Raw genomic sequence first — 13722 nt, 5'->3', positions numbered from 1 at the left:
GCAGGGGTTGTAAAAGATTTATCCGGAAGACTTATGCGCTTCAGAGCGCGCAAACAAATGTTATTTGTTTGTTCAAATCGGAAAAGAAACCATAAAAACCACGATAATAAATAAGGTGTAAATCACATTAAATAAAAGAAACCATTAAAACCATAGCTGCCATTAAAACTTCGCTTTTAATATGCCATTCCTCACATAAAGTAAGCCTTTGTGACTCTAAGCTGAACGCACAAAATAACCAAGGGGCTTATTATGAGCACAACTGACGATTCTTTCTCTGTTACCCACGACCCGATTGAAATTCAGCGACCTTCGCTCAAAGAGCGCTGGTGGCATATTATGGATACCTGGAAAATCGGGATTATTCCTCTGCCACTGTTCATTCTTGCTGGTGCGCTGATTGCGATTGATTGTCTGGGCGGGAAACTGCCGAGTGATATCGTGGTAATGGTGGCGACGCTGGCTTTCTTTGGCTTTGCCTGCGGCGAGTTTGGCAAACGCCTGCCGATTGTCGGCAAGCTGGGCGCGGCGGCGATTTGCGCCACCTTTATCCCTTCCGCGCTGGTCTATTACGGCCTGCTGCCGGATGTGGTGGTCGAGTCCACGACCAAGTTCTACAAATCTACCAACATTCTCTATCTCTACATCTGCTGCATCATTGTCGGCAGCATCATGAGTATGAACCGCACGGTACTGATTCAGGGCTTCCTGCGCATCTTCTTCCCGATGCTGTGCGGCGAAATCGTCGGCATGCTGGTGGGGATGGGCGTCGGTCTGGCGCTGGGTCTTGAGCCATTCCAGATCTTCTTCTTTATCATTCTGCCGATTATGGCGGGCGGCGTTGGGGAAGGGGCGATCCCGCTTTCTATCGGTTATGCCACCCTGTTGCATATGGACCAGGGAGTGGCGCTCGGTCGCGTGTTGCCGATGGTGATGCTCGGTGGTCTGACGGCGATCATTATCTCCGGCTGCCTGAACCAACTGGGTAAACGCTACCCACACCTGACTGGTGAAGGCCAACTGATGCCAAACCGCGCCAATGCGGATACCTCCGTCTCTCAACCTGCCTTCTCCGGTAAAGCGGATGTCACCACGATTGCTTCTGGCGCGCTGCTGGCGGTATTGCTCTACATGCTGGGGATGCTCGGTCACAAACTGATTGGTCTGCCTGCACCGGTTGGCATGCTGTTTATGGCGGTACTGGTGAAGCTGTGCAACGGTGCTTCTCCGCGCCTGCTGGAAGGTTCTCAGGTGGTCTACAAATTCTTCCAGACCTCAGTAACTTACCCGATTCTCTTCGCCGTTGGCGTGGCGATCACCCCGTGGCATGAGCTGGTGGCCGCGTTCACCGTGAGCAACCTGTTAGTCATCGTCAGCACTGTTTCTGCACTGGTGGCGACCGGTTTCTTCGTCGGAAAAAAGATTGGTATGCACCCGATTGATGTCGCCATCGTCTCCTGCTGCCAGAGTGGCCAGGGCGGTACCGGCGATGTGGCGATCCTGACCGCAGGTAACCGTATGAGCCTGATGCCATTCGCCCAGATTGCAACCCGTATCGGCGGCGCGATTAACGTCTCTATCTCACTGCTGATTCTGGGCAACTTCCTCGTTTAAGTTTTCAGGAAAGAACAATGAAACTCGCAAGCTTTGTATACCAGGGAAAACGCAGCTACGGCATCGTGCAGGCCGAAGGTGTGATTGATTTAGGTCGCCGTCTGGGCGACCGCTACAGCGACCTTAAAGCGCTGTTGCAGGGCAACGGGCTGGCGCAGGCCACCCGTTATCTGAACGATGCCGTGGATGTACCTCTGAATGCCATCACCTTCTTACCGGTGATTGAGCAACCGGAAAAAATTCTCTGCGTGGGCATGAACTACGCCGATAAGCGCAAGGAGTTTGACCAGCATAACCCGGCCCCGACGCTGTTTGTACGCTTCCCGGATTCCCAGACCGGCCACAACGAGCCGGTACTGAAACCGCGCCATTCCAGCGAATTTGACTATGAAGGCGAGCTGGCGGTGATCATCGGTAAAGGCGGGGAGAACATCAGCCGTGACGACGCGCTGCGCCACGTTGCAGGTTACAGCTGCTACATGGACGGTTCCGCCCGCGACTGGCAGCACACATGGTTTACCGCCGGTAAAAACTGGCGTCAGACCGGCGCGTTTGGCCCATGGATGGCGACGGCCGATGAGATCCCGGACCCGCATCAGCTGGCGATCCGCACCTGGCTGAACGGCCGTATGGTGCAGGAGGACAATACCAGCAGCATGATCCACAAGGTGGCGGAGCTTATCGAGTACATCAGCACCTTTACCCGCCTCAGCCCAGGCGATGTGATCATCACCGGCTCCCCTGGCGGTGTGGGTAAAAAACGTAACCCGCCGCTGTTTATGAAAGAGGGCGATCGCATTGAGGTAGAGATCGAGCATATCGGTCATCTGAGCAATGTGATCATGGAAGCGCCAGCCACCGGGCTTGCGGTAGCACACTAAGTAAGGCGGCAGTATGCAATCGCAACCCATTGATTTTCGCCACACCCTCGTGGCGAAACACCCGGAACGCTTAAGCCAGATCCGTTACCTGCTGGCAGACAGCGGCCTTGGCCTGGACAACGACATTGAGCTGTTTGTCGAAGCCTGGTCCGGCACGCAGTTAGTGGGTTGTGTCGGGCTCGCCGCAAACGTCATCAAGTGTGTGGCCGTAAACGAGCAGCTTCGTGGGGAGAACCTCAGCGCGCGCCTGCTGGCAGAGGTGCAAAATGCGGCGCTGGAGCGCGGCCATTTTCACCTCTTCCTCTGCACCCGCCCGTGCAACAGGGAGCGCTTTGCCCGCAGCGGTTTCTGGCCGATTGCCCAGAGCGGTAACAACGCCGTACTGATGGAGAACACCCCGCAGGGGATCGAACGCTACTGCCGATCTCTGCGCGCGAAGCGCAAGTGCGGGGAGAACATTGGCGCGATCGTAATGAACGCCAATCCGTTCACCCTCGGCCATCGTCATCTGGTGGAGCAGGCGGCGCAGCAGTGCGATGCCCTGCATCTGTTCGTGGTGCGCGAAGACGCCTCGTTCTTCCCCTTCTGCGCACGCATCGAGATGGTGCGGGCGGGCGTGGCGCATCTGCCGAACGTGGTGGTGCATGAAGGCTCGCAGTACATCATCTCCCGCGCCACATTTCCGGCTTATTTCCTGAAGGAGACCGGCAAAGTGCAGCAGGCGTGGAGCGAAATCGACGTGCTGATCTTCCGCGACTTCATCGCTCCGGCACTGGGCATCACCCATCGCTTCATCGGCTCGGAGCCGTTTTGCGATATCACCCGTCAGTACAACCAGACGCTGCACGACCTGCTGGTCACGCATATCGAGGTGGTGGAGATGCCGCGCATCAAGGCCACCGGTAACGCTATTTCGGCGTCAGAAGTACGCCGCTTACTCAAGACACAGCAGTTTTCCCGGATCCGGGACATTGTCCCAGACTCCACCTTCGCGCATCTCGAAACGCATTACCGTGCGAGTGCGGAAGTCGCTTAATTACCAGGAATTTATCATGAAAATTGTAAGGGAGGCGCTGGCCGGAACGCAGGAGTCCAGCGACCTGATGGTGAAAATCGCTCCCGCTCACGGCGAGCTGGAGGTTGTCATCCACAGTGAAGTGATTAAGCAGTTTGGCGAGCAGATCCGCCAGGTGGTCAACGACACATTGCGCGCTATGAACGTGCACCAGGGATTAATCATTATTGAAGATAAAGGGGCGCTGGACTGTGTGATCCGCGCCCGCCTGCAGAGCGCACTCCTGCGTGCTGCGGATGAACAGGCTATCAACTGGGGGGCGCTGAAATGAGCAAACTCCGTCGCAGCATGCTGTTCCTGCCTGGTGCTAACGCCGCCATGCTCTCAACCGCGTTTATCTACCGTCCTGACTCCATCATGTTTGACCTTGAAGACGCCGTCGCTCTGCGCGAGAAAGACACCGCCCGCATGCTGGTGTTCCACGCGCTGCAGCACCCGATGTACCAGGATATCGAAACCGTGGTGCGCATTAACCCGCTGAGCACGCCGTTTGGCTTGCTGGATCTGGAAGCCGCCGTGCGGGCTGGCGTGGACGTGATCCGTCTGCCGAAAACCGATACCCCGGATGACATCTACGAACTGGAAGGCCACCTGGAACGCATTGAGCAAGAATGCGGGCGCGAGGTCGGTTCTACCCGTGTGATGGCGGCCATAGAGTCAGCCATTGGTGTGATTAACGCCGTGGCAATTGCCCGCAGCTCTCCGCGCTTGATCGGTATCGCGCTGGCCGCCTTTGACTACGTGATGGATATGCAGACCGAGCGCGGCGACGGCACCGAGCTGTTCTACGCCCGCTGTGCCGTGCTGCACGCCGCTCGTGCGGCAGGCATCGACGCCTTCGACGTGGTGTGGTCAGACGTTAACGACGAGGCCGGGTTCCTGCGCGAGGTCGATCTGATCCGCAAGATGGGCTTTAACGGCAAATCGCTGATTAACCCGCGCCAGATCGACCTGCTGCATAACGCTTATGCCCCGACGCAGGAAGAGGTGGATCACGCGAAGCGGGTGATTGAAGCGGCAGAAGAGGGCGAGCGCAACGGGCTGGGCGTGGTGTCGCTCAATGGCAAAATGGTGGATGCACCGATTATTAACCACGCGCAGGTGGTGCTGGAACGCGCGGCGGCTTCCGGCGTGCGTCGTTAAGGATGAGATAATGAATCAGACAGAACTGCTCCATGTGAATTTTCCCCATCTGCGGGACTTAAAACCGTTTGATACCGCCCACAGCACGACGCCGTGGCTGAACAATCCAGAAGAAAAACATACCCGTAAACTGTGTGCTTCCGTTGAAGAGGCCGTGTTACGTAGCGGCTTGCAGGACGGGATGACCATTTCGTTTCACCATGCGTTTCGCGAAGGCGACCGGGTGATCAATAACGTCGTGGCACTGTTGGCGAAGATGGGTTTCAAAAACCTGACCCTGGCCTCCAGCTCACTGATGACCTGCAACGATGCGTTGATTGAACATATTGAACGCGGCGTGATCACCCGAATTTACACCTCCGGGATGCGTGGCAGGCTGGCAGATGCCATCTCTCACGGCCTGATGGACGAGCCGGTGCAAATTCACTCCCACGGTGGGCGCGTGAAGCTGTTGCAGGACGGCGAACTGAACATCGACGTGGCGTTCCTTGGCGTGCCATGCAGCGATGAGTTCGGCAATGCCAACGGCACGCACGGCAAATCGAGCTGCGGCTCGCTGGGCTACGCCATGGTGGACGCGCACTTTGCCAGCAAGGTAGTACTGCTGACCGAAGAGCTGGTGCCGTTCCCCAATATGCCGGCCAGTCTGGTGCAGGACCAGGTGGACTACATTGTGCAGGTTGAGAGCGTGGGCGATCCGGCGAAAATTAGCGTCGGCGCGGCGCGCGTCACCAGCAATCCGCGCGAGCTGATGATTGCCCGTTATGCGGCAGATGTGATTGAGCACTCCGGCTACTTCAAACCAGGCTTCTCGATGCAGACCGGCTCCGGCGCGGCGGCCACCGCCTGCACGCGCTTTATGGAAGAGAAGATGGAGCGCAGCGGCGTGAAGGCACGTTTTGCGCTCGGCGGCATCACCGGTAGCCTGGTGGATCTGCACGAAAAAGGGCTGATCGAAAAGCTGCTGGACACCCAGTGCTTTGACGGCCAGGCAGCAGCATCGCTGGCGCGCAACCCGAACCACGTGGAGATCTCCACCAACGTTTATGCCAACCCGGGCAGTAAGGCGGCAAGCTGCGACCAGCTCGACGTGGTGATCCTCAGTGCGCTGGAGATCGACGTTGATTTCAACGTCAACGTCATCACCGGTTCCGACGGCGTGATGCGCGGCGCCTCCGGCGGGCACTGCGACGTGGCCGCCGCAGCGAACCTGACCATTGTGGTCGCGCCACTGTTGCGCAGCCGCATTCCGACGGTCGTGAAGCGAGTCACCACGCGCCTCACGCCGGGCGAAAGCATCGACGTGCTGGTTACCGATCATGGCATTGCAGTCAACCCGGCACGCCCGGAGATCCGCGAGCGGCTGCTGGACGCCGGGCTGAAGGTTGTGGATATCAACGCGCTTTACGAACGGGCGATTTCCCTGACGGGCGTGCCCAAACCGATTGAATTTACCGACAAGATCGTCGGGGTGATCCGCTACCGTGATGGCAGCGTGATCGACACCGTTCGACAGGTGAAGGAGTAGTTATGACTTTAGCGACACCCGTGCGGGCGGGTGTCAGCCTGGACGAACTGCTGGCGGCGAAAGAGTGCCGCGCAGCGCGTCAGGCTGACTGGCTTACGCACTATCAGCAACCGGTGATTTCCCTCACGCTGGTTACGCCAGGAGAAATCAAAGACAGCCTGCGCTATCGCAATACCATGGGCGTGGCATTACAGATGTGCGATCAACTGCTGTGGGAAAACCGCTGGCAGGTGCTCGACCGCCAGGTGCTGTGGTTGCCAACCGGGCCCGAAGCGCTTTGGTGTGTGGCCCATCCGGCGGTGGAAATCAAAGCGCACTGTGCGGAGCTGGAGCAAACGCACCCGCTTGGCAGGCTGTGGGATCTGGACGTGATCTGCCCTCAGCACGGCCATGTTGGGCGCCAGTCGCTGGGAACCAATCTCAGGCGCTGTCTGATTTGCGATGAACCGGCCCACGCCTGTTCCCGTTCGCGTAACCATCCCGTTGAACAGGTGGTTTCTCGCGTGGAGAAGATGATCGATGACTGGTTTGCTCGCGACTAAACCGCGCCAGGCTGACGTGCCTGCGCTTGCCGAAGCCGCGTTGTGGCAGGAGCTGGAACTGACGCCCAAGCCGGGGCTGGTGGACAAACTCAATAACGGTTCCCATCGCGATATGAACCACGCGCTGTTTGTCCGCAGTATTGCGGCGATTACGCCGTGGTTTTCGCGCTTTGCAGAACTCGGTAACGCGCATGCAGATAGGCCCGCAGATGAACAGTTACGGATTATTCGCCCGATGGGAATGGCCTGCGAGCAGGCGATGTACGCCGCGACGAAAGGAGTGAACACGCACAAAGGCGGAATTTTTGCCCTGGGTTTACTGTGCTATGCCGCCGGGCGTGTGAAAAATGTCTCCCCAGAAAGCCTCTGCTGTGAGGTCAGTAACATCTGCAGTGGGATGGTGTCGCGGGAGCTGGTCGCCCGCAGCGGACAGGCAACGGCGGGAGAGCGTCAGTTTCAGCAGTACGGTTTAACCGGCGCGCGCGGTGAGGCAGAAAGCGGCTTTGCTACGGTACGTAAGGCGCTGGCACAGTGGAACGGACTGTCACTTCACGGCCTGCTGTTACGCCTGATGACGATTAATCAGGACAGCAATCTGGTGTCGCGTGGCGGCATTGAGGGGCTGCGCTATGTGCAGGGCTATGCGCGCGAATTACTGGCTAACGGCTGGGATCGCGAGGCGTTGCTTAGAATGGATAAGGCATTGATTGAACGCAATCTGAGTCCGGGGGGGAGCGCGGATTTACTGTCGGTGGGGTGGGTGCTCTCTGCAATAAAATAGCCGGGTGGCGGCTTCGCCTTACCCGGCCTACGGTCTGGTTTTGTAGGCCCGGTAAGCGCAGCGCCACCGGGCACAACAATCAATGCGCGATAGGCTGCGCGCCGTGTGCTTCGCGGACGTGCTTGTACTTGAACAGAGCGATGAACGCGAAGAACAGCACCAGCGAATATGCTGCGAAGATGAGCCACACTGGCTGCCAGTTGGTGATGCCGTTAGTGGTATACATCTCAACCACTTTACCGCTCACCACACCGCCCAGAATACAGCCGAAGCCGTTGGTCATCATCAGGAACATGCCCTGCGCACTGGCGCGGATTTCAGGCTTCACTTCTTTTTCCACAAACACCGAACCGGAGATGTTGAAGAAGTCGAAGGCACAGCCGTAAACAATCATCGACAGAACCAGCAGCACGGTACCGAACGGGCTTGGGTCGCCATAGGCGAACAGACCGAAGCGCAACATCCACGCCGCGATACTGATAAGCATCACGTTCTTGATGCCGTAGCGGCTCAGGAAGAACGGGATGGTCAGGATGAACAGAGTCTCAGAGATCTGAGAGATGGACATCATCACTGACGCATGTTCAACGATAAAGCTGCCAGAGAACAGCGGGTTGTTATCGAAGCTGTGCAGGAAGGTGTTGCCAAACATGTTGGTGATCTGCAGCTCAGCTCCCAGCAGCATGGAGAAGATAAAGAAGATCGCCATGCGTTTGTTTTTGAACAGCGCGAACGCGTCCAGGCCGAGCATGGTACTCCAGCTCTGGTTTTTCTGCTGGTTTGAGACCGGAATATGCGGCAGCGTCAGGGTGAAGATCGCCAGCACCACGGAGAGCGCTGCACCGATATAGAGCTGCATATGGCTCAGTTCGAAGCCTGCGAAGCTCACGCCCCACATCGCCATAATAAAGCCGATGGTGCCCCAGATACGGATTGGCGGGAAATCGGTCACGATATCCATATCATTGGATTTCAGGCGGTAGTAGGAGATGGTGTTGATCAGCCCAAGCGTTGGCATGTAGGCCAGCGAGTTAAGCAGGATCACCATGAACATCGCCCCCGGCGTGGTTACCTGGGCTGCCATAAACAGCGTCCCCGCGCCTACCAGATGGCAAAGCATGTACAGCCATTTCGCACTTAACCACTTATCCGCCACGATACCCAGCAGCGTTGGCATGAAAACAGCCGCAATACCGAGCGAGCTGTATACGGCACCGATTGACGCGCCATCGAACTTGAGCGTCACAAACATATAGGAGCCGAGCGTAGTCAGCCAGCTACCCCACAGGCAGAACTGCAGAAACGACAATATTTTAAGCTGCAGCTTAAGGTTCATGTTACTTTCCTCACAAGTGAGCGGGAGATATGTTGTTTTGGGAACATTCAGGGTTGTTATTTGATGCAATTCTATCAGTTGGCAACGATATGTTTTGTTACCTCCCGCAAAAAAATGCAATCCACATTAATTTGCAGTTTGGATTGTGATGCAAATAACATTTTCGTATGGGTGGGGGAAACAGAACACCTTCTCCGTTTAGGAGAAGGTGTGTTGATCAACGGCGGCGGTAGTTTTTCTGTGCCGTATTCACCTTATACAGATAGCGGCGGGATTCCGCAGACGGGTGGCGAGTGGTGAGGGTTGAGTAGACATCCCCCGGCGCCATGCTGTTGATGATGTTCGCGGCCTGCACTTTGTCATTCGAGAACACGCGCAACACGCTGCCCGCACCGCCGTTATACGCAGTAATCACCGCATAACGACGTGACGTCGGGTTATCAATTCCGCCCAGGTACACATTGTTGAGCATCGCCAGATAAGCCGTACCGGTATCAATGTTGCTCTGTGGATCGAACAGATAGCCGCGGCTTGGTGTGCCGGATTTCCCCTGAGCACGGAAGACATCTTTACCGGCGCTGTGTTGCACAACCTGCATCAGCCCCAGAGCATCGGAACGACTTACCGCGTATGGGTTAAAAGAAGATTCCGTTTGCATGATCGCCAGGATCAGCGACTCATCCACACCATATTTACGTGAGGCCTGACGCACCATTCCCAGGTACTTATGCGCACGCTTGTCGAGGTGGTTCGGGACGAGGTTGATGGTGACGCTGTAGATAATCTTCAGGCCGTTTGAGCGGCTTTTCAGACGGGTCTGCAGCAAATAGTCAGCAAATTTTGTGGCGCGACCTTCCCAGCGGATTGGCTGTCCGGTCTGATCGACCACCTGACCGTACAGGAACGGCTCTTTCGAGATCGTAATATCGTCGGCATCGGAGTAGAGATCGATAGAGCCTGGATCGTCACCCATCAGCAGGGTTTTGATAATTGCCTGCCGTAACCGTGCCGCCGGATCCGTACCTGCGATGGTCTCTATCGTGATCGTACCTTCATCAAAGTTGATGTGGCTACGGGTCAGATAAGCGTCGGTGTACTTAACGTAGTCCTTAGGTCCGGCAATAAGAACTTCGTTAAATCCCCATATGTTCTCGATGTTGTGGGCAAACTGCCCCATCAAAATGTCAAAACCGTTGGTGTCCTTGATCCAGGCTTCGTTGTAATCTTCGCCTTTTTTTGACGAACACGAGACAAGCAACGGCGCAACAAGGGCTAGCGCTAAAAGTTTTTTCATCATTCCGGGAGTGCGTGTTGTGTTTGCTTTAACGGCGGGGGTATCCCCGCGCGCTGTTATTTTTCCGGCGGCGTATAGCCTTCGATGTGTACGTCTTTGCCTTCAAACAGGAAGCTCACCATCTCCTGTTCCAGCAGCTTGCGGTGTTCCGGGTTCATCATGCTGAGTTTTTTCTCGTTGATCAGCATGGTCTGTTTTTTCTGCCACTGTCCCCAGGCTTCTTTGGATATTTCGTTATAAATGCGCTTACCCAGATCGCCCGGATAAAGCTGGAAGTCCTGGCCTTCAGCGTCACGCTGCAGGAAAGTACAAAAAATCGTTCTGGCCATACTCATTCCTCTTTTTTAGCCGATGCTAAACCATTGCACCGGCACGTAATTGCTGTAACAGGCGCTCCACGGGAGCCGCCAGTCCGACTGATGGCGGTTGCGCTAAGTTATACCAGAGAGCAGTGCCTTCATCCATGCATGAGGTGAATGAGGACACGGGAAGCCACATCGGAACAATATCCAGATGGAAATGGCTAAAGGTGTGGCGAAACGCGGTCAGCTGCATCATTTTATCGGCAGCAATCCCGCGCTTTTTAAGCCATTCGCGCAGCAAATCTTCATCTTCAAACTGTGGGAAACAATACAGACCGCCCCACAGACCGCTCGGTGGACGCTGGGCGAGGAAAACGTCGTCCCCGTGTTGCATCAACAACATATAGCCCGTGCGCTCCGGCAGAGTTTGTTTAGGTTTCTTGCCCGGATACTGTGCCCATGAATGGTTGGCATATGCCGCACAGAGATTATTGACCGGGCAGAGCTCGCATTTCGGTTTTGAGCGCGTGCAGACCATTGCGCCCAGATCCATCATCGCCTGGTTAAAACGCTCTACACCTTTGGCTGGGGTCACGTCTTCACTGATCTCCCAGAGCCGTTTTTCAACGTCCTTCTTCCCTGGCCAGCCATCGACGGCATAGCAGCGTGCCAGTACGCGTTTTACGTTTCCGTCGAGGATCGGGAAATGTTTGCCGAGTGACAACGAGAGAATGGCACCTGCGGTTGAACGTCCGACGCCAGGCAAGTCCGCCACCTCGTCGAAGGTTTCCGGGAATTGTCCGTTGTGGCGCGTCGCGACCTGCTGTGCGGCCTTGTGAAGGTTGCGTGCGCGGGCGTAATAGCCAAGCCCCGTCCACAGGTGTAGCACTTCGTCCAGCGGCGCATTGGCCAGATCGGTCACCGTCGGGAAACGCGCCATAAAACGCTCAAAATAAGGAATTACCGTGGCGACCTGCGTTTGTTGCAACATCACCTCGGAGAGCCATACTTTGTAAGGCGTTTTTTCAATTTGCCAGGGCAGGGTTTTACGCCCGTATTTGTCGTACCAGTCCAGCACCTGGGCTGAAAATTGAGAGGCTTGCATGGTCATCGATTCGCATAATCAGGGACGCAGATTGCAGCACAGCGTCAATCTGCTGTAAACCGGATCTTTCCCATGCTTGCATAGAAGCCTTAACTTTGGATAATGCCCGTTTCCCGAACATTCTCACAAGCAGACAACTCTTTTATGAAAAACGACGTCATTTCACCGGAATTTGATGAAAACGGTCGCCCGCTGCGCCGTATTCGCAGCTTTGTCCGCCGTCAGGGGCGCCTGACTAAAGGGCAGCAACACGCGCTGGACAACTACTGGCCGGTGATGGGCGTTGAGTTCACCGAACAGCCTGTCGACTTTGCCGAGCTGTTTGGCCGCGAAGCGCCTGTGACGCTTGAGATTGGTTTTGGTATGGGGACCTCGCTGGTGGCCATGGCCAAAGCCCGCCCTGAGCAGAACTTCCTCGGCATCGAAGTACACTCGCCTGGTGTAGGTGCATGCCTGGCAACGGCTCATGAAGAGGGCGTTGAGAACCTGCGCGTGATGTGTCACGACGCGGTGGAAGTGCTGCACAAAATGATTCCTGACAATTCTTTGAACATGGTTCAGCTCTTTTTCCCTGACCCATGGCACAAAGCACGTCATAATAAACGCCGTATCGTTCAGGCTCCGTTTGCGGAGCTGCTGAAAAGTAAGTTAAAACTGGGCGGTGTCTTCCACATGGCGACCGACTGGGAACCTTATGCGGAACATATGCTGGAAGTAATGTCTTCGCTGGACGGGTATAAAAACCAGTCTGAAAGCAATGACTATGTACCGCGTCCGGATTCGCGTCCGGTAACGAAATTTGAACAGCGTGGCCATCGTCTTGGCCACGGTGTATGGGACTTAATGTTCGAGAGGGTGAAATAATGGCAAAGAATCGTAGCCGTCGTCTGCGTAAAAAAATGCACATCGAAGAATTCCAGGAAGTGGGTTTCTCCGTTGCGTGGCGTTTCCCGGAAGGCACCAGTGTAGAACAGATCGATCAGGACGTAGATGCGTTCATCAATGACGTGATCGAACCTAACAAGCTGGCCTTCGACGGTAGCGGCTACCTGGCATGGGAAGGTCTGATCTGCACCCAGGAAGTGGGTAAATGCACCGAAGAACATCAGGCTCTGGTACGCAAATGGCTTGAGGACCACAAACTGGAAGATGTCCGCGTCAGCGAACTTTTCGACGTTTGGTGGGACTAATAAAGAAGTCAAGGGCCAGCATTAGCTGGCCCATTTTGTCTGAGGGAGTGTGTAAGATGCGCAAAACGTTGCTGGCTGTTGCTTTGATGGCAACCGGATTCACCGCCCATGCGGATTATCAATGTAGCGTCACCCCGCGTGATGACGTGGTGTTAAGCCCGCAAACCGTGCAGGTCAAAGGCGAGAACGGCAATCTGGTGATTACGCCAGAAGGGAACGTCACCTATAACGGCAAGCAGTACAACCTGACTGCCGCACAGCGCGAGCAGGCGAAAGACTACCAGTCCGAATTGCGTACCGCGCTGCCGTGGATTAACGAAGGTGCCCTGACGCGCGTCGAAAAGAGCCGCGTGGCGCTGGATAAGATCATCACCAAAGAGGTGGGGGAGAGCAGTAACATGCGCACCCGCCTTACGAAGCTGGACAAGCAGCTTAAAGAGCAGATGAACCGGATTATCGAGACGCGCTCCGACGGCCTGACGTTCCACTACAAGGCGATTGATCAGGTCCGTGCCGACGGGCAGCAGCTGGTGAACCAGGCGATGGGCGGCATTCTGCAGGACAGTATCAACGAGATGGGTGCTAAAGCGGTGCTGAAGGGCGGCGGTAACCCGCTTCAGGGCGTGCTGGGCAGTCTGGGCGGTCTGCAGACCTCAATTCAGAACGAGTGGAAGAACCAGGAAGATGATTTCCAGCAGTTCGGCAAAGACGTGTGTAAACGCGTGGTTTCGCTGGAAGACAGCAGAAAGGCGCTGGTGGGGACGCTGAAGTAATTTCCCCTCACCCTAACCCTCTCCCTTTCAGGGTGTACAGCCCGGGGTGAGGGTTGCAGCATTTTCAGTGTTTCAGGGATCTTTTCTAACACCGCCTCTTCGTCATTCCAGAGTTCGTTGTTCCAGAATCGAATGACATGCCAGCTTTTCCCTCAGCT

16 protein-coding genes are annotated in these 13722 nt (G+C 55.9%); 11 read left to right on the top strand and 5 right to left on the bottom strand.

Going from position 1 to position 13722, the window contains the following annotated elements; translation table 11 throughout:
• The first annotated feature begins 252 nt into the window (after positions 1 to 252).
• The 8 genes from AAHF05_RS18800 to citG are packed head-to-tail and all read left to right on the top strand — an operon-like array spanning position 253 to position 7564.
• Complete coding sequence (locus tag AAHF05_RS18800; protein WP_128347269.1) at positions 253 to 1614, top strand: 2-hydroxycarboxylate transporter family protein; 1362 nt, start codon at positions 253 to 255, stop codon at positions 1612 to 1614.
• A 17-nt stretch (positions 1615 to 1631) separates the two neighbouring features.
• Positions 1632 to 2495 (top strand): fumarylacetoacetate hydrolase family protein, encoded by an 864-nt coding sequence (locus tag AAHF05_RS18795; protein ID WP_128347270.1) that lies wholly within the window; start codon positions 1632 to 1634, stop codon positions 2493 to 2495.
• Positions 2496 to 2508: 13 nt separating this feature from the next.
• Positions 2509 to 3531, top strand: coding sequence for a [citrate (pro-3S)-lyase] ligase (citC, locus tag AAHF05_RS18790; RefSeq protein WP_129323760.1), 1023 nt, complete (start codon positions 2509 to 2511; stop codon positions 3529 to 3531).
• A 16-nt stretch (positions 3532 to 3547) separates the two neighbouring features.
• Positions 3548 to 3841 (top strand): citrate lyase acyl carrier protein, encoded by a 294-nt coding sequence (gene citD / locus AAHF05_RS18785; RefSeq protein WP_025760234.1) that lies wholly within the window; start codon positions 3548 to 3550, stop codon positions 3839 to 3841.
• The gene (citE, locus tag AAHF05_RS18780) at positions 3838 to 4713 is read left to right on the top strand and encodes a citrate (pro-3S)-lyase subunit beta (RefSeq protein ID WP_023306921.1); all 876 of its coding nucleotides are present in this window, start codon (positions 3838 to 3840) and stop codon (positions 4711 to 4713) included. The genes citD and citE overlap by 4 nt, the downstream gene beginning before the upstream one ends.
• 10 nt (positions 4714 to 4723) lie before the next feature.
• Positions 4724 to 6241: a citrate lyase subunit alpha gene (citF, locus tag AAHF05_RS18775; RefSeq protein ID WP_129323759.1), complete on the top strand. Its 1518-nt coding sequence runs from the start codon at positions 4724 to 4726 to the stop codon at positions 6239 to 6241.
• A 2-nt stretch (positions 6242 to 6243) separates the two neighbouring features.
• A complete protein-coding gene (citX, locus tag AAHF05_RS18770; RefSeq protein ID WP_128347273.1) occupies positions 6244 to 6783 on the top strand; it encodes a citrate lyase holo-[acyl-carrier protein] synthase in 540 nt (179 codons plus the stop codon).
• Positions 6761 to 7564, top strand: a complete 804-nt coding sequence (citG, locus tag AAHF05_RS18765) for a triphosphoribosyl-dephospho-CoA synthase CitG (protein ID WP_129323758.1) — start codon at positions 6761 to 6763, stop codon at positions 7562 to 7564. The genes citX and citG overlap by 23 nt, the downstream gene beginning before the upstream one ends.
• A gap of 79 nt (positions 7565 to 7643) precedes the next feature.
• Here citG and AAHF05_RS18760 read toward each other — a convergent pair whose 3' ends face one another.
• From AAHF05_RS18760 to mutY, 4 genes are all read right to left on the bottom strand, one after another.
• Complete coding sequence (locus AAHF05_RS18760) at positions 7644 to 8900, bottom strand: nucleoside permease (RefSeq protein ID WP_049004957.1); 1257 nt, start codon at positions 8898 to 8900, stop codon at positions 7644 to 7646.
• Between the two features lie 217 nt (positions 8901 to 9117).
• The gene (gene mltC / locus AAHF05_RS18755; RefSeq protein WP_028018392.1) at positions 9118 to 10194 is read right to left on the bottom strand and encodes a membrane-bound lytic murein transglycosylase MltC; all 1077 of its coding nucleotides are present in this window, start codon (positions 10192 to 10194) and stop codon (positions 9118 to 9120) included.
• A 56-nt stretch (positions 10195 to 10250) separates the two neighbouring features.
• Complete coding sequence (locus AAHF05_RS18750; protein ID WP_023309138.1) at positions 10251 to 10523, bottom strand: oxidative damage protection protein; 273 nt, start codon at positions 10521 to 10523, stop codon at positions 10251 to 10253.
• A gap of 25 nt (positions 10524 to 10548) precedes the next feature.
• Complete coding sequence (gene mutY, locus AAHF05_RS18745) at positions 10549 to 11601, bottom strand: A/G-specific adenine glycosylase (RefSeq protein ID WP_192831221.1); 1053 nt, start codon at positions 11599 to 11601, stop codon at positions 10549 to 10551.
• A 144-nt stretch (positions 11602 to 11745) separates the two neighbouring features.
• Between mutY and trmB the strand changes: the two genes are divergently transcribed.
• Genes trmB through AAHF05_RS18730 form a run of 3 tightly spaced genes read left to right on the top strand, consistent with a single transcriptional unit; the run spans position 11746 to position 13564 of the window.
• Positions 11746 to 12465, top strand: coding sequence for a tRNA (guanosine(46)-N7)-methyltransferase TrmB (gene trmB / locus AAHF05_RS18740; protein WP_049004955.1), 720 nt, complete (start codon positions 11746 to 11748; stop codon positions 12463 to 12465).
• The gene (locus AAHF05_RS18735; RefSeq protein ID WP_014885198.1) at positions 12465 to 12791 is read left to right on the top strand and encodes a YggL family protein; all 327 of its coding nucleotides are present in this window, start codon (positions 12465 to 12467) and stop codon (positions 12789 to 12791) included. The genes trmB and AAHF05_RS18735 overlap by 1 nt, the downstream gene beginning before the upstream one ends.
• Before the next feature lie 56 nt (positions 12792 to 12847).
• On the top strand, positions 12848 to 13564 hold the full coding sequence (locus AAHF05_RS18730; RefSeq protein WP_008499762.1) for a DUF2884 domain-containing protein: 717 nt from the start codon (positions 12848 to 12850) through the stop codon (positions 13562 to 13564).
• Here the strand turns inward: AAHF05_RS18730 and AAHF05_RS18725 are convergent.
• On the bottom strand, positions 13450 to 13698 hold the full coding sequence (locus tag AAHF05_RS18725) for a hypothetical protein (protein ID WP_332614626.1): 249 nt from the start codon (positions 13696 to 13698) through the stop codon (positions 13450 to 13452). The genes AAHF05_RS18730 and AAHF05_RS18725 overlap by 115 nt on opposite strands.
• Positions 13699 to 13722: the final 24 nt, after the last annotated feature.

Origin of the sequence: Enterobacter adelaidei, from assembly GCF_041937165.1 — a bacterium.
GTDB lineage: Bacteria > Pseudomonadota > Gammaproteobacteria > Enterobacterales > Enterobacteriaceae > Enterobacter > Enterobacter adelaidei.
This window is presented reverse-complemented; position numbering and strand designations above follow the sequence as displayed.